This is a genomic window from Xanthobacter sp. DMC47 (assembly GCF_056313845.1).
In genome coordinates this window covers 25,243-40,943 of sequence record NZ_JBQUZM010000001.1, presented here as the reverse complement: position 1 = coordinate 40,943, position 15,701 = coordinate 25,243, and the positions used below count along the sequence as shown (strand labels likewise).

General features: G+C 67.3%; 14 protein-coding genes. 12 read left to right on the top strand and 2 right to left on the bottom strand.

Annotated features, from left to right (window positions below):
* Nucleotides 1-7: 7 nt before the first annotated feature.
* On the bottom strand, nt 8-1,258 hold the full coding sequence (gene tyrS, locus ACT54R_RS00200; protein WP_476322171.1) for a tyrosine--tRNA ligase: 1,251 nt from the start codon (nt 1,256-1,258) through the stop codon (nt 8-10).
* Nucleotides 1,259-1,360: 102 nt separating this feature from the next.
* On the opposite strand from tyrS, the gene ACT54R_RS00195 reads away from it, so the two are divergent.
* The gene (locus tag ACT54R_RS00195; protein WP_476322169.1) at nt 1,361-2,470 is read left to right on the top strand and encodes an anhydro-N-acetylmuramic acid kinase; all 1,110 of its coding nucleotides are present in this window, start codon (nt 1,361-1,363) and stop codon (nt 2,468-2,470) included.
* 262 nt (nt 2,471-2,732) lie between these two features.
* On the opposite strand, the gene ACT54R_RS00190 is transcribed toward ACT54R_RS00195, so the two are convergent.
* Entirely contained in the window at nt 2,733-3,395 is a 663-nt protein-coding gene (locus ACT54R_RS00190) for an alpha/beta hydrolase (RefSeq protein WP_168458004.1), read from the bottom strand.
* A 306-nt stretch (nt 3,396-3,701) separates the two neighbouring features.
* Here ACT54R_RS00190 and ACT54R_RS00185 point away from each other — a divergent pair, with 306 nt between their 5' ends.
* From ACT54R_RS00185 to ACT54R_RS00135, 11 genes are all read left to right on the top strand, one after another.
* Nucleotides 3,702-4,949, top strand: a complete 1,248-nt coding sequence (locus ACT54R_RS00185) for a cysteine desulfurase family protein (RefSeq protein ID WP_476322166.1) — start codon at nt 3,702-3,704, stop codon at nt 4,947-4,949.
* Between the two features lie 108 nt (nt 4,950-5,057).
* Nucleotides 5,058-6,530 (top strand): Fe-S cluster assembly protein SufB, encoded by a 1,473-nt coding sequence (gene sufB / locus ACT54R_RS00180; RefSeq protein ID WP_168458003.1) that lies wholly within the window; start codon nt 5,058-5,060, stop codon nt 6,528-6,530.
* 204 nt (nt 6,531-6,734) lie between these two features.
* Nucleotides 6,735-7,484, top strand: a complete 750-nt coding sequence (gene sufC / locus ACT54R_RS00175) for a Fe-S cluster assembly ATPase SufC (protein ID WP_168458002.1) — start codon at nt 6,735-6,737, stop codon at nt 7,482-7,484.
* Between the two features lie 11 nt (nt 7,485-7,495).
* Complete coding sequence (gene sufD, locus ACT54R_RS00170) at nt 7,496-8,824, top strand: Fe-S cluster assembly protein SufD (RefSeq protein WP_476322163.1); 1,329 nt, start codon at nt 7,496-7,498, stop codon at nt 8,822-8,824.
* A 149-nt stretch (nt 8,825-8,973) separates the two neighbouring features.
* Nucleotides 8,974-10,221 (top strand): cysteine desulfurase, encoded by a 1,248-nt coding sequence (locus ACT54R_RS00165; protein WP_476322160.1) that lies wholly within the window; start codon nt 8,974-8,976, stop codon nt 10,219-10,221.
* Nucleotides 10,218-10,592, top strand: coding sequence for an SUF system Fe-S cluster assembly protein (locus ACT54R_RS00160; RefSeq protein ID WP_168457999.1), 375 nt, complete (start codon nt 10,218-10,220; stop codon nt 10,590-10,592). Before ACT54R_RS00165 ends, ACT54R_RS00160 begins: the two co-directional genes overlap by 4 nt.
* Nucleotides 10,593-10,601: 9 nt before the next feature.
* A complete protein-coding gene (locus tag ACT54R_RS00155) occupies nt 10,602-11,045 on the top strand; it encodes a VOC family protein (protein ID WP_476322158.1) in 444 nt (147 codons plus the stop codon).
* Nucleotides 11,046-11,499: 454 nt separating this feature from the next.
* Nucleotides 11,500-12,822 (top strand): proline--tRNA ligase, encoded by a 1,323-nt coding sequence (gene proS, locus ACT54R_RS00150; RefSeq protein ID WP_476322155.1) that lies wholly within the window; start codon nt 11,500-11,502, stop codon nt 12,820-12,822.
* Nucleotides 12,819-14,117 carry a lipoprotein-releasing ABC transporter permease subunit gene (locus ACT54R_RS00145; RefSeq protein ID WP_168457996.1) on the top strand — a complete coding sequence of 433 codons (1,299 nt, stop codon included), beginning with the start codon at nt 12,819-12,821 and terminating at the stop codon, nt 14,115-14,117. The genes proS and ACT54R_RS00145 overlap by 4 nt, the downstream gene beginning before the upstream one ends.
* A gap of 5 nt (nt 14,118-14,122) precedes the next feature.
* Entirely contained in the window at nt 14,123-14,860 is a 738-nt protein-coding gene (locus ACT54R_RS00140) for an ABC transporter ATP-binding protein (protein WP_476326317.1), read from the top strand.
* A gap of 30 nt (nt 14,861-14,890) precedes the next feature.
* The gene (locus ACT54R_RS00135; RefSeq protein WP_476322151.1) at nt 14,891-15,688 is read left to right on the top strand and encodes a YdcF family protein; all 798 of its coding nucleotides are present in this window, start codon (nt 14,891-14,893) and stop codon (nt 15,686-15,688) included.
* Nucleotides 15,689-15,701 lie beyond the last annotated feature (13 nt).

Sequence of the window (15,701 nt, the reverse complement as noted above, 5' to 3'; positions counted from 1 at the left end):
ACGCCCCTCACACCGGCTTGAGCAGCACGTGCTTCTTCTTGCCCATGGAGAGCTTCACCACTGCCTCGGGCGTGAGCGCGGAAAGGTCGATCATCGCCTTCTCGTCCGTCACAACGGCATCGTTCACGCGCAGGCCGCCGCCCTTGATCTGGCGGCGCGCCTCGCTGGTGGAGGCGACGAGGCCGGCCTCCACGAAGGCGTTGGCGACGGGAAGGCCAGCCTCCAGCTTCGCCCGCGGCAGCTCCACGGTGGGCAGGTCCACGGCCAGCGCGCCCTGCTCGAAGGTGGTGCGGGCGGTTTCCTTCGCCTTCTCGGCGGCCTCGCGGCCGTGCAGGAGCGCGGTCGCCTCGGTGGCGAGCACCTCCTTGGCGATGTTGATCTCCTGGCCTTCCAGCGCGGCGAGGCGGGCGATCTCGTCCAGCGGCAGCTCGGTGAAGAGCTTGAGGAAGCGCTCCACGTCCGCATCGCCCGCATTGCGCCAGTACTGCCAGTATTCGTAGGGGCTGAGCAGGTCCGCATCGAGCCACACGGCGCCGCCGGCGGTCTTGCCCATCTTGGCGCCGGAGGAGGTGGTGAGCAGCGGGGTCGTGAGCGCGAAGAGGTCGGCGCCGTGCATGCGGCGGCCCAGCTCCATGCCGTTGACGATGTTGCCCCACTGGTCGGAGCCGCCCATCTGCAGGATGCAGCCGTGGCGCTTCGACAGCTCCACGAAGTCATAGGCCTGCAAAATCATGTAGTTGAATTCGAGGAAGGTGAGCGGCTGCTCGCGCTCCAGACGCAGCTTCACCGAATCGAACGTCAGCATGCGGTTGATGGTGAAATGCGGCCCCACCTCGCGCAGGAGGGGGATGTATTTCAGCTCGTCGAGCCAGCCCGCGTTGTTCTCCATGATGGCGCCGCCGTCGAAATCGAGGAAGCGCGCGAAGACCTTGCGGATGGAGGCGATGTTGGCGTTGATCTGCTCATCGGTGAGCATCTGGCGCTGTGTGTCCTTGCCGGACGGGTCGCCGATCTTGGTGGTGCCGCCGCCCATGAGCGCGATCGGCCGGTGGCCGGTGCGCTGGAGGGTACGCAGCATCATGATGGAGAGCAGGTGCCCCGCATGCAGGCTCGATGCGGTGGCGTCGAAGCCGATATAGGCGGTGATGGGCCCTTCCGCGGCCTTGGCATCGAGGCGCTCGATGTCCGAGCATTGGTGGATATAGCCGCGCTCGTGAAGCGTGCGCAGGAAATCGGAGCGGAAGGAGGGAGAAGTCATCACACAGATCGAGGCTTGAGGCTGGCGCTCACGCGCCGGAAAGGAGCGGTGGTGTATCAGGTCCGGCGCAAGAATGCATGTGCGTGAGGCGAGGGGACGGATATGCGTGTCGTCGGGCTGATGAGCGGCACCTCCATGGATGGCATCGACGCCGCCTTGATCGAAACGGACGGCGAGACTGTCGCCTGGCTCGGTCCCGCGCTCACCCGCCCCATCGACGCCGAGACCCGCGCGCTGCTCGTGACTGCCATGGAGGATGCGCGCGGCGTCAACCATCGCGATGACCGCCCCGGCGCGCTGGCGGAAGCCGAGCGGCGCATCACCGATCTCCACGCCGAGGCGGTGCGCGCGCTGCTGGAGCCCTTGCGGCTGACGCCCGGCGACATCGACCTCGTGGGCTTCCACGGCCAGACGGTGATCCACCGGCCCGACGCGCGCCTCACCGTGCAGATCGGCGAGGGGCAGCGGCTCGCGACGGCGCTGGGCATTCCGGTGGTGGCGGATTTCCGCGCGGCGGATGTGGCGGCGGGCGGGCAGGGGGCGCCGCTGGTGCCGGTGTTCCATCAGGCGCTGGTGCGGCGGCTCACCCTGCCGCAGCCGGTGGCGGTGCTGAATGTGGGCGGGGTCGCCAACGTCACGGTGATCGACGGCGACGCGCCGCCGATTGCCTGCGACACCGGGCCGGGCAATGCGCTGATCGACGATTTTCTGAAAGAGCGGACGGGCGTCCCCTTCGACGCGGATGGCCGCGCGGCGGCTGCCGGCGAGGTGGATGAGGCGCGCGTCGCGGCGGTGCTGGAAGACCCCTTCTTCCGCCTGCCGCCCCCCAAGTCCCTGGACCGCAATGCCTTCCGCCGGGCCGTGGGCGAGCGGATGGGATTGGCCGGGCTATCCATCGAGGACGGAGCGGCGACGCTGACGGCTCTGACTGCGGCGACCGTCGCAGCCATCGTGCCAATCCTGCCCGCTCCGCCCGCCCTCTGGATCGTCGCGGGCGGCGGCGCGCGCAATCCGACACTGCTGGCCATGCTGGCCCAGCGCCTAAATGCTGAGGTCCGCACGGCTGATCGGGTGGGATGGTCAGGCGATGCACTGGAAGCCCACGCCTTCGGTTATCTCGCCGCGCGTTCCATCCGGGGCCTGCCGCTGACGTTTCCGACCACGACGGGGGTGCAGACGCCGATGACGGGCGGGGTGCTGTTCCGGCCTTGAGGTCTTTTGCCTCCCCTCTCCCCTTGCGGGAGAGGGGATGGGGGTGAGGGGGCTGGTCCCGGTCCTCACGGTGCTGGGCAAAGGCGGGAAACCCCTCACCCCGGCCCTCTCCCGCAAGGGGAGAGGGAGTCCTCACGCGAAAACCCATCCAGGCCCCCAGAGTGGATCGCCCGGACGAGCCGGGCGATGACGGCGCCTGATGAAGTCCCCACAAACGAAAACGGCGCGCCGAAGCGCGCCGTTGAAGCGGGGAGGGCTGCCCTCAGGCGGCGCTGTCCTTGCGGGTGCCGGGGAGGCGCTTGTCGAGATAGGTGCCGACGACACCCATCAGCTCCTCGGTCTTGCCGTCGAAGAAGTGGTTGGCACCGGGCACCACCTGCTGCTCGATGACGATGCCCTTCTGGGTCTTCAGCTTTTCCACCAGCGTCTGCACCGCGGAGGTGGGCACCACCGCATCCTTGTCGCCATGGACGAACAGGCCGGAGGAGGGGCAGGGGGCGAGGAAGGAGAAGTCGTAGAGGTTCGCCGGCGCGGCGATGGAGATGAAGCCCTCCACCTCGGGACGGCGCATCAGAAGCTGCATGCCGATCCAGGCGCCGAAGGAGAAGCCGGCGATCCAGCAGGCGCGGGCATCCGGGTTCACCGACTGCGCCCAGTCGAGCGCGGCGGCGGCGTCCGAAAGCTCGCCCTGGCCGTGGTCGAACGAGCCCTGCGAGCGGCCGACGCCCCGGAAGTTGAAGCGCAGCACAGAGAAGCCGCGGTTCACGAACTGGTAGTACAGATTGTACACGACCGGATTGTTCATCGTCCCGCCGAACTGCGGGTGCGGATGAAGGATGATGGCGATGGGCGCGTTGCGGGTCTTGGCGGGCTGGTAGCGGCCTTCGAGGCGCCCCTTTTCGCCGGGGAAGATCACTTCTGGCATGGAAGTCTGCAACCTCTGGGTGGCAATGACGCGCGGCGCTCTTTCGTCCTGATGGACGACGGGTCCGGCGCGGGAACCCGTCAGCACGATCCCTCTCGACTTGACGCCGGAACGGTAATGCTTGACTAACGGACGCGCGAGACCTATCTATTTAGAATAATTCTAATTTGTTCCCGGCGGCTGCGCGAACCGATGGGCGCTGCGTAGTGAGAACGGGTGAAGTTTGACCTATGACGGAGATCGCCGGCAATTGCAAGCCTGGCACGGGTCGCGGGTGCGTTTGGCACGCGGGACCGGGAGGCGGTGATGAGCGCGGGCGACGGGTCGCGGCAGTTCGGTACCAGCGCGGGCATGGGTGAGGCGAACGCCTCCCGCCCGTCCGTGCCGCGCCGCGCCTATCTCGATCACAACGCCACGAGCCCTCTTCGGCCTGAGGCCCGCGCTGCGCTGGTTGCGGCGCTGGATGCCGGTGGCAATGCCTCTTCCGTCCATGCCGAGGGCCGCGCCGCGCGCGCCCGCATCGAGGCCGCCCGCGCGGCCGTCGCGGCGCTGGCCGGTGCGCCCGTCCGTGGCGTGGTCTTCACCTCCGGCGCCACCGAGGCGGCGGCGCTGGCGCTGCATCCCGCCGTCGAGATCACCGGCCGGGCCAAGCCCTGCGACGTGCTGCTGGCGAGCGCCGTGGAACACCCGGCGGTGCTCAAGGGCCACCGCTTTCCGTCCGGTGCCGTCGAAATCCTGTCGGTGGATGGCGAGGGGCGGCTCGATCTTTCCGCGCTGGCCGACGCCGTTGGTCGCCATCGCGCCGCTGGGCGCCGTGCCCTGCTGGCGGTGATGGCGGCGAACAACGAGACCGGCGTGATCCAACCTGTCGCTGAAGCCGCCCGGCTGGTGCATGAGGCCGATGGCATCGTCTTCTGCGACGCGGTGCAGGCGGCCGGCCGCATCCCGCTCGACATGGCGGCGCTGGGCGCCGATTTTCTCGCCGTCTCCGCCCACAAGATCGGCGGTCCGCCTGGTGTCGGCGCGTTGATTGCGGCGGGGCCGGACCATCGCACCGCCCCGCTTCTGTCCGGCGGCGGGCAGGAGCGCAACCGGCGGGCGGGCACCGAGAACGGGCCGGCCATCGTCGGCTTTGGCGCGGCCGCAACCGCCGTGAAGGCGGCGCTTCCCGCCGAGGCGGACCGTCTCGCCGGGCTGCGCGACCGGCTGGAACGGGCGGTGATGGAAGGCGCTCCCGGTACAAGCGTGGTTGGCGCGGGTGCCGATCGCCTGCCAAACACCCTTATGGTCACTTTTGCCGGACTTCGCGCCGAGACGCTGGTGATCGCGCTGGACCTTGCCCACGTAAGCATCAGCGCCGGGTCGGCCTGCTCGTCCGGCAAGGTCGGCGCCTCGCAGGTGCTGCTCGCCATGGGGTTGCCCGAGGACGAGGCGGCGGGCGCCATTCGCCTGTCGCTCGGCTGGTCGAGCACCATCGAGGATGTGGACGCCGCGGTCGAAGCCTTGAAAAAGGCCGTGCCGCAGCTGAGAAGCCGCGCTTCGCGCGCGGCTTAGCGGATTAAGCCGCGCTTTGCGCGGTTTTGGGGAATTACGCTGCGCATCATGCGCGGCACACGGACTTGACCCGCGGGCCTTGACCCCGCGTGGGAGAGGAGAAGAGAGATGCCTGCGGTTCAGGAAACCGTCGAACGCGTCCGCGCGATCGACGTGGATCAGTACAAGTACGGTTTCGTCACGGACATCGAGAGCGAGAAGGCCCCGAAGGGCCTGTCCGAGGACACGATCCGTTATATTTCCGCCCGGAAGAACGAGCCCGAGTGGATGCTGGAATGGCGGCTCGACGCCTACCGGCGCTGGCTCACCATGGAAGAGCCCACCTGGGCGCGGGTGAGCTACCCGAAGATCGATTTCCAGGACTATTACTATTACTCGGCTCCCAAGGCCGCGCCGAAGTCCATCGACGAGATCGACCCCGAAATCCTCAAGACCTACGAGAAGCTCGGCATCCCGCTGCGCGAGCGCGACGCGCTGCTCGGCATCCAGCGCGAGGGCGGCTCCAAGGTGGCGGTGGATGCGGTGTTCGACAGCGTGTCGGTCGCCACCACCTTCAAGGAGGAGCTGGCCAAGGCGGGCGTCATCTTCATGCCCATCTCGGAAGCCATCCGCGAGCATCCCGAGCTGGTGAAGAAGTATCTCGGCTCGGTCGTGCCGGTGTCGGACAATTTCTACGCCACGCTGAATTCGGCGGTCTTCTCGGACGGCTCGTTCGTCTATGTGCCGAAGGGCGTGCGCTGCCCCATGGAGCTTTCCACCTATTTCCGCATCAACGAGCGCAACACCGGCCAGTTCGAGCGCACGCTCATCATCGCCGATGAAGGCGCCTATGTGAGCTACCTCGAAGGCTGCACCGCGCCCCAGCGCGACGAGAACCAGCTGCATGCCGCCGTCGTCGAGCTGGTGGCGATGAAGGATGCGGAGATCAAGTATTCGACCGTCCAGAACTGGTATCCCGGCGACAAGGACGGCAAGGGCGGCATCTACAATTTCGTCACCAAGCGCGGCGACTGCCGGGGCGACAATTCCAAGATTTCCTGGACGCAGGTGGAGACCGGCTCGGCCATCACCTGGAAGTATCCGAGCTGCATCCTGCGCGGCGACAACTCGCAGGGCGAGTTCTATTCCATCGCCATCTCCAATGGCCACCAGCAGGTGGATTCGGGGACGAAGATGATCCACCTCGGCAAGAACACGTCGAGCCGGATCATCTCCAAGGGCATCGCCGCCGGGCACTCGGACAACACCTACCGGGGGCTCGTGTCCGCTCACCGCAAGGCCACCGGCGCGCGAAACTTCACCAACTGCGACTCGCTCCTCATCGGCGATCTCTGCGGGGCGCACACCGTGCCCTATATGGAGGCCAAGAACGCTTCGGCCCAGTTCGAGCACGAGGCGACCACCTCCAAGATCTCCGAGGACCAGCTGTTCTACTGCCTCCAGCGCGGCCTTTCGCAGGAGGAGGCGGTGGCGCTCATCGTCAACGGCTTCGTCCGCGATGTGCTCCAGCAGCTGCCCATGGAGTTCGCCGTGGAGGCGCAGAAGCTGATCGCCGTGAGCCTCGAGGGGAGCGTGGGGTAAGGCGCCCCTGAACTGCGCGTCATGGCCGGGCTTGTCCCGGCCATCCACGTCGGCGGACCGCACCAAGTTTGCCCAGTTGGGCGCCAGCGGCGCGACGTGGATGCCCGGGACAAGCCCGGGCATGACGAGGTCCCGGAACCGCGCGCCACTTCGCGCAACGCACTTTTCGCCCGGCCCGGCCGCGGCGCATGAACGGACAGAAACATGCTCGAAATCCGCAATCTCCACGCCCGCATCGGCGAGAACGAGATTCTCAAGGGCCTCGACCTCACCATCCCCGATGGAGAGGTGCATGCCATCATGGGGCCGAACGGCTCCGGCAAGTCCACGCTCTCTTATGTCCTCTCCGGCAAGCCGGATTATGAGGTGACGGACGGTGCGGTGAGCTTCGACGGCGCGGACCTGCTCGCCCTCGACGCCAGCGCGCGCGCGGCAGCCGGCGTGTTCCTCGCCTTCCAGTACCCCATCGAGATCCCCGGCGTCGCCAACATGACCTTCCTGCGGGCGGCCATGAACGCCCAGCGCAAGGCGCGCGGCGAGGAGGAAATCTCCACCCCCGACTTCCTGAAGCTGGTGCGCGCCAAGGCGCCGGACCTCGGCATCTCGCAGGACATGCTCCGGCGCGGCGTCAACGTGGGCTTTTCGGGCGGCGAGAAGAAGCGCAACGAAATCCTGCAGATGGCCCTGCTGGAGCCGAAGCTCTGCATCCTCGACGAGACCGATTCCGGCCTCGATATCGATGCGCTCAAGGTGGTCGCGCAGGGCGTCAACGCGCTGCGCAGCCCCAAGCGCTCCATGCTCGTCATCACCCACTATCAGCGCCTGCTCGACCATATCGTGCCGGACGTGGTGCATGTGATGCACAAGGGCCGCATCGTCCGCTCCGGCGGGCCGGAGTTGGCGCTGGAGCTGGAAGAGTCGGGCTACGCGGCCTACGCGCAGGACGCGGCGTGAGGGACGGCACCATGACCATCAACGTCTGTCCCGCCCGAACGGCGGCGGAAGAGGCGATCGCCGCCGCGCTTGAGGCTGCGATCACCGCCGAGGCGGGGCAGGGGCGCATCCCCGAGATCCGCCGCGCCGCCCGCGACGCCTTCCTGACCCACGGCCTGCCCAGCCGGCGTGTGGAGGAGTGGAAGTACACCGACCTGCGGGCCGCCATCCGCGACGTCCCCAACCGCGCCCCTGCGCCGGGTGCGGTGGAGGAGGCCGAGGCCGCCGCGCTGGTCCCGGCTGTGCCGAATGCCGGCCGCATCCTGTTCGTGAACGGCGTGCTCTCCCGCGCCGGCTCGGACTTCTCGGCGCTGTCCGAGGGCATCACCGCGCTGCCGCTGGAGAGCGCCATCGCCGCCGGCGATCCGCTCGCTGACCGCATCAATGCCCTGTCGCCGAGCCGCTATGACGGGCCGCTGGCCCTCAACACCGGCTTCCTCGGCGAGGGCGTCGCGCTCCGCGTCGATGCCGGGGTGAAGGCCGCGCGGCCGGTGCACATCGCCCACGCCTATCCGGGCGCCGAGGCCGTCGCCGCCTTCACCCGCACCGTCGTGGTGGTGGGCGAGGGCGCCGAGGTGACACTGGTGGAGAGCTTCGCGGGTCGCGACGGCGTCGCCTACCAGTCCAACCACGCGGTGGAACTGGTGGTGGGCGACGGCGCAATCGTGAACCTCGTGCGTCTCCAGGAGGAGGGCGACGCCGCCTTCCACTTCGGCACCCTCATGCTGGAGCTGGGCCGCGAGGCGAAGCTGAACCTGTTCACGCTGGCGCAGGGCGCGGCCCTGGCGCGCTACAATGTCTATGGCCGCTTCGAGGGCACCGGCGCCCATGCCGGCATCCGCGGCGCGACCCTCGCCCGTGGCCGCCAGCATTCGGATACGACCCTGGTCATCGACCATGCCGTGGCGCAGGGCGAAAGCCGCGAGCTGTTCAAGACCGTGCTCGCGGACGACGCCCACGGGGTGTTCCAGGGCAAGATCGTGGTGCGCCGCGCCGCCCAGAAGACCGATGGGCGGATGATGAGCCAGGCGCTCCTCCTCTCCGACCGCGCGGAGATGGACAACAAGCCGGAGCTGGAAATCTTCGCCGACGATGTCCAGTGCGGCCACGGCGCCACAGCCGGCGCGCTCGACCGCTCCATGCTGTTCTATCTGCGCTCGCGCGGACTGCCGGAAAAGGAAGCCGAGATGCTCCTCATCCAGGCCTTCCTCGGCGAGGCGGTGGAATATGTGGAGGACGCGGACCTGCGCGACCTGCTGATCGAGCGGATCGGCGGGTGGCTGGAGAAGGGGCTGGGGTAGGGCATTCGCCCCATCCTCCACCGCGCCATCACCCTCCGGCTTGACCGGAGGATTCATGGCGCCGCCCGATCCAGCGGATGGATAGGCCCTCCGGTCGAGCCGGAGGGCGACACGACATTTCTTGAGACGATTGCCAAAAGGATTTGGCCATGACGAAGCCCCACCCCGCCGTCGCCAATGGCTCCTTTGACGTGGAGCGTGTGCGCGCGGATTTTCCGGCCCTGTCTCTGGAGGTGAACGGCCATCCGCTCACCTATCTCGACAATGCCGCCTCCGCCCAGAAGCCGCGTCAGGTCATCGACCGGATGGTGACCGCCTATGAGCGGGAATATTCCAACGTCCATCGCGGGCTGCACTATCTCGCCAACGCTGCCACCGAGGCGTTCGAGCACGCCCGCGAGACGGCGCGCGCCTTCCTGAATGCGGGCAGCATCGACGAGATCATCTTCACCCGCTCGGGCACCGGGGCCATCAACACGGTGGCCTCGTCCCTCGGTCATTCCATCGAGGCGGGCGACGAGATCGTGCTCTCCATCATGGAGCATCATTCCAACATCGTGCCGTGGCACTTCCTGCGCGAGCGCAAGGGCGCCGTCATCAAGTGGGCGCCTGTGCGGGAGGACGGCTCCTTCGACCTTGAGGCCTTCAAGGCGCTGCTCGGCCCGCGCACCAAGATCGTCGCCATCACCCACATGTCCAACGTGCTGGGCACGGTGACCCCCATCAAGGAGATCGCGGCGGCGGCCCATGCGGTGGGCGCCAAGGTGGCGGTGGACGGCTGCCAGGCCATCGTCCACATGCCGGTGGACGTGCGCGACCTCGATGTCGATTTCTACGCCGTCACCGGCCACAAGCTCTATGCCCCCACCGGCATCGGCCTGCTCTACGGCAAGAAGGAGCTGCTGGAGGCCATGCCGCCCTACGAGGGCGGCGGCGAGATGATCCGCGAGGTGACGGAAGAGACCGTCACTTATGGCGTACCCCCGCACCGTTTCGAGGCTGGAACACCTCCAATCGTGCAGGCCATCGGCCTTGGCGCTGCAATGGAATATGTCCAATCCATCGGCCGCGAGCGCATTGCCGCACACGAGCACGACCTCTCGGCCTATGCCCACGAATGCCTGCGGGCGTTGAATTCCCTGCGGATCATCGGCACCGCGGCGGACAAGGGTGCGATCATTTCGTTCGAGATGAAGGGCGCCCATCCGCACGACGTGGCCACCATCATCGACCGCTACGGTGTCGCGGTACGGGCCGGCACCCATTGCGCACAGCCGCTTTTGGCACGATATGGTGCCACAGCAACGTGCCGCGCATCGTTTGCCCTTTACAACACGCGCGCCGACGTGGACCGTCTCTTTGACGCCCTCGTCAAGGCGCAGGATTTGTTCGCATGACCGATACCAAGTCGATCGAGGCGCCGAACCAGCCGCAGATCCAGTCTCCGATCCCGGAGGCGGAGCTTGCGCGGCTCACCGACGACATCGTGGTCGCCCTCAAGACGGTCTACGATCCCGAAATCCCCGTGGACATCTACGAGCTTGGCCTGATCTACAAGGTCGACATCTCGGATGCCCGCACCGTTGCTGTCGAGATGACGCTCACCACGCCCAACTGCCCAGCCGCGGCCGAACTGCCCGGCATGGTGGAAAGCGCGGTTGCGGCCGTGCCCGGCATCTCGGACGTGAAGGTGGACATCACCTTCGATCCGCCGTGGGATCAGGGCCGCATGTCCGAGGAAGCCCGCGCCACCCTCAACCTCTGGTGAGGGCGCAGCGTGGCTGACGGGGAGGGGACCGCGCCCACTGCGCCGCCCCTCGGCCGGGTGCTGGAAACCGGCCTTTACGTGGACGACCTCGACCGGGCGCGCGCCTTCTACGAAGGCGTGCTGGGGCTTGTCCCCATGCTCTCGGATGCCCGCTTCGCGGCGTATCCGGTGGGCGGCACCGTGCTGCTGCTGTTCGTGCGCCGCTCTGCCGATCAAGCCATCGAACTGCCCTTCGGCGGCGCCATCCCGCCCCACGATGGAGCCGGCCGGCTCCACTTCGCCTTTTCCGCCGAAGCCGCCGACATGGAACGCTGGCGCGCCCACCTCACGGCCCATGGCGTCGCCATCGAGGGCGAGGTGCATTGGCCGAAGGGCGCGACGAGCCTTTATTTCCGCGATCCGGACGGAAACCTCGCCGAGATCGCAAGCCCGGGGCTCTGGGCGAATTATTAGGGGGCGGCCTCGCTGTCATCGCCAAGCACCGGCGGGGTAGGCCCCAAAGAAAAAGGCGAGGCCCCGAGCGGGCCTCGCCTTTTTTAATCCACGGGTCCAGCGCTGCCTGCAGATCTAAGTCCGCTTTTTGAGGGCCGCGCGGCCAATCCGTGATGCCGATTCCGTGTGCGCCATCAAAGGCGGCCGTCGGTCGGCTTTTTCTTACCTCTCCTCCCGAGACCTGGACCGCATTCACCGCCGTCTGGCCGGCTGGTGACGGTCCCCTTTCTTGTGCGAGGGGAAAATAGAACAAGAATCTGTCGTTTGTCATCCTTGCGCCGCAATAAGTCGTTCGCTGCGCCGCAATATGGTTGCAGGGCACCGCATTCGCGCCACCGCCCTTGTGTTTTGGCCGCCCTTCCGCTTTCACTCCCGCCAGCCTGATTTCCCTCCGCACGAGAGTCCGAGCCACCCGATGCGACTGTCCCGCTATTTCCTTCCCATTCTGCGCGAGGTGCCCAAGGAGGCGGAGATCGTCTCGCACCGGCTGATGCTCCGCGCCGGCATGATCCGGCAGGAATCGGCCGGCATCTACGCTTGGCTGCCGTTCGGCCACCGCGTGCTGAACAAGGTCTGCAACATCATCCGCGAGGAGCAGAATCGCGCCGGCGCCATCGAGATGCTCATGCCGACCATCCAGTCGGCGGACCTCTGGCGCGAGAGCGGCCGATATGACGACTACGGCAAGGAGATGCTGCGCATCCGCGACCGGCACGACCGCGAGATGCTGTTCGGCCCGACCAATGAGGAGATGATCACCGAGATCGTCCGCGCCTATGTGAAGTCGTACAAGGCGCTGCCCCTCAACCTCTACCACATCCAGTGGAAATTCCGGGACGAGGTGCGCCCGCGCTTCGGCGTCTACCGCTCGCGCGAGTTCCTGATGAAGGACGCCTATTCCTTCGATCTCGACGCGGCCGGCGCCCGCCATTCCTACAACAAGATGTTCGTCGCTTATCTGCGCACCTTCGCCCGCATGGGCCTGAAAGCGATTCCGATGGTGGCGGACACGGGACCGATCGGCGGCAACCTCTCGCACGAGTTCATCATCCTCGCCTCCACCGGCGAGAGCGAGGTGTTCTGCCATGGCGACTATCTCGACATGGCGCCGCCCCCGGCCGACGTGAACTTCGATGATCCCGCCGGCCTGCAAGGCGTGTTCGACCGCTGGACGCAGCTTTATGCCGCGACCTCCGAGAAGCACGACACAGCGGCCTTCGAGGCCATCCCCGAGGCGCGCCGCCTCGCCGCGCGCGGCATCGAGGTGGGCCACATCTTCTATTTCGGCACCAAATATTCCGAACCTTTCGGCGCCAAGGTGCTCGGCCCGGATGGCAAGGAGCACACCATCCACATGGGCTCCTACGGCATCGGCCCCTCGCGCCTCGTGGCGGCCATGATCGAGGCGTCTCACGATGACAACGGCATCATCTGGCCGGAAGCGGTGGCGCCCTTCCAGGTGGGCATCCTCAACCTCAAGGTCGGGGACAGCGCGACCGATGTGGCCTGCGGCGCCCTTTACGCGGAATTGACCGCTGCCGGTTACGACGTGCTGTACGACGACACCGAGGAGCGCGCCGGCGCCAAGTTCGCCACCGCCGATCTCATCGGCCTGCCGTGGCAGATTCTGGTGGGGCCGAAGAGCCTCGCCGAGGGCAAGGTGGAACTGAAGCGCCGGGTGGACGGCTCCCGCGAGCTGATCGCCGCGAGCGACATTGTGGAGAGGCTGAAGGCATGACGGCAACCCATGCGGCGGCGAGGGCAGGCGGGGACACCACCGGTACGCGCCCCTTCGCGCCGTTCGAGTGGATGCTGTCGTTGCGTTACCTCAGGGCCCGCCGCAAGGAGGGCTTCATCTCGGTCATCGCCGGCTTCTCCTTCCTCGGCATCATGCTGGGGGTCGCGACACTCATCATCGTCATGGCGGTGATGAACGGCTTCCGGCAGGAACTGCTGGGCAAGATCCTCGGCCTCAACGGCCATGTGCTGGTTCAGCCGCTGGAAAGCCCGCTCACCGACTACAAGTCGGTAGCGGCGCGCATCGCCGCGCTCAACGGCATCCGCCTCGCGGTGCCGCTGGTGGAGGGGCAGGCGCTCGCCTCCTCGCCCTTCGGCGCCTCGGGCGTGCTGGTGCGCGGCATGGCGGAGAAGGACCTGCGCGGCCTGCCGTCGGTGGCCCACAACATCCGCCAGGGCACGCTGGAGAATTTCGACCAGGGGCAGGGCATCGCCATCGGCAAGCGCCTCGCCGACCAGCTGTCCCTGCGCGCCGGCGACAACATCACCCTCGTCGCCCCGCGCGGCGCGGTGACGCCCATGGGCACCTCGCCGCGCATCAAGGTCTACAAGATCGCCGCGGTGTTCGAGGTGGGCATGTCGGAATACGACAGCGCCTTCGTCTTCATGCCGCTGCCGGAGGCGCAGGCCTATTTCAACCGCAATGGCGACGTGAACGCCATCGAGGTCTATCTCGACAATCCGGACGACGTGGGCGAACTGCGCGCCGCGATCCAAAGCGCGGCCGAGCGGCCTGTCTATCTGGTGGACTGGCGCGTGCGGAACGCCACCTTCTTCGGTGCGCTGCAGGTGGAGCGGAACGTGATGTTCCTCATCCTCACGCTGATCGTGCTGGTGGCGGCGCTCAACATCGTGTCCGGCCTCATCATGCTGGTGAAGGACAAGGGGCACGACATCGCCATCCTGCGCACCATGGGCGCCACGCAGGGCTCCATCATGCGCATCTTCTTCATCACCGGCGCCTCCATCGGCGTGGTGGGCACCCTGTCCGGGCTGCTGCTGGGCGTGGTCGTGTGCATCAACATCGAGAGCATCCGTCAGTTCATCTCCTGGCTGACCTCCACCGAGCTGTTCTCGCCGGAGCTTTACTACCTCTCCCGCCTGCCGGCGCAGATGAACTTCGGCGAAACCTCGTCCGTGGTGCTGATGGCCATGGCGCTCTCGTTCCTGGCCACGCTCTATCCGTCCTGGCGGGCCGCCCGGCTCGATCCGGTGGAAGCCCTGAGGTACGAGTGATGGATATGCCCACCCCGCCCGAAGGCCGCTCCCCGGGCCGCGCCTCCGGCTCCGGCACCCGTCCCCAGTTCGCGCTCGCCCTGTCCGGCGTGGTGCGGCGCTATGCGCAGGGGCAGGGGGCGCTGGAGATCCTGCGCGGCGCCGACCTCGGCATCACCCACGGCCAGTCGGTGGCGCTCGTCGCGCCGTCCGGCTCCGGCAAGTCGACGCTGCTGCATATCGCCGGGCTGCTGGAGCATTCGGATGCCGGCGAGGTGTTCATCGACGGAGCGCCCACCGCCCGCCTGCCGGATGCGGAGCGCACCCGAATCCGTCGCCTCTCCATCGGCTTCGTCTACCAGTTCCATCATCTCCTGCCCGAGTTCACGGCGCTGGAGAACGTGGCCATGCCGCAGATGATCCGCGGCCTCGGCAAGAAGGAAGCGGAAGCGCGGGCCAAGGAACTGCTCTCCTATCTCGGCCTCGGCGCGCGCCTCACCCATCGCCCTTCGGAGCTTTCGGGCGGCGAGCAGCAGCGTGTGGCCATCGCCCGCGCCCTCGCCAATGCGCCCCGCCTGCTGCTGGCGGACGAACCCACCGGCAATCTCGATCCCAAGACCTCGGACCACGTGTTCGGTGCCATGTCGGAGCTGGTGCGGGCGACCGGCGTCGCCGCCCTCATCGCCACCCACAACCTCGACCTCGCCGCCCGCATGGACCGGCGCGTCACCCTGCGCGAAGGCAAGGTGGTCGAACTGGCCTGACCGGCGCCGACGGCGCCCCGAAAGCGTGGCATGGATTCCTTCTTCGCCGTCTCCAAGATGTTCTGGTTCCTCGTCGCGCCGTCCAACCTGCTGATGCTGCTGGGGGGGCTCGGCCTGCTGCTGGCGCTGGCCGGCGTGCGGCGATGGGGGATGGGGCTCCTGGCCGTCTCCATCGTCGGCTGGGGGGTGATCGGCTTCTCGCCGTTGTCCAATTATCTCCTGAGCCCGCTGGAAGAGCGCTTTCCCCTCTACCGGGGCGATGCACCGATCACGGGCGTCATCATTCTCGGTGGGGCTGAGGTGGCCGACGTGGGCATTGCGCGGGGCGTGCCGGCCTATGCCAATGCCGGCGAGCGGGCCATCGCCTTCGGGGCGCTGGCGCGGAAATACCCCGATGCCCGGCTCGTCTTCTCCGGCGGCAACGGCAAGGGCAACTCGGAAACCCTCACCGAAGCCCGGATGACGATGATCGCCTTGCCGGAACTGGGCATTGCCCCGGAGCGGGTGGAGTTTGAAAGCCGTTCCCGCAACACCGCCGAGAACGCGCTTTTCTCGAAGGAACTGCTGAAGCCCAAGCCGGGCGAGCGCTGGCTGCTGGTGACGAGCGCGTTCCACATGCCGCGCGCGGTTGGCTGCTTCCGCAAGGTGGGATTCGACGTGATCCCCTATCCGGTCGATTTCCGCACCATCGGCCCGGATCAGCTCAACGAGACCTTCTCGCGCACCGCTTCCGGGCTCGACGTGGCGGATGTGTCCCTCAAGGAATGGGTCGGCCTCGTCGCCTATTATCTGTCGGGCAAGACCAGCGCGCTGTTTCCGGCGCCCTGAGCGTTCACCGCCT